Raw genomic sequence first — 268 nt, forward strand, 5'->3', positions numbered from 1 at the left:
GTTGACGACTAATTCAAGAGCATGTCCCACTAAATTGAACGTATCTTCAACTGTGCTGCACAAATAAAGATGATCTCAGAAGAAGAACTCATCGAAGAATGTGGTCTAAAACTGGTAGGAAAAAGCAGTGTCAAAGCGGCGTTAGACATTGATTGGTCAGATAAAAACGAGAAGCATCAAGCCGTTGAAACCTTGCAAAATGATGTTGAAGCTCTGAAGCAGTGGTTAGAAAAACAACCCTCCGCCTTTATTAAGCATAAAGGGCTGG

At 41.0% G+C, this 268-nt stretch carries 1 pseudogene; it reads left to right on the forward strand.

Going from position 1 to position 268, the window contains the following annotated elements:
- Window positions 1–69 precede the first annotated feature (69 nt).
- Window positions 70–268, forward strand: a pseudogene (locus Q5762_RS38565) (IS5/IS1182 family transposase); the annotation flags it as partial.

This window comes from Streptomyces sp. P9(2023) (assembly GCF_032436795.1).
Classification (GTDB): domain Bacteria; phylum Actinomycetota; class Actinomycetes; order Streptomycetales; family Streptomycetaceae; genus Streptomyces.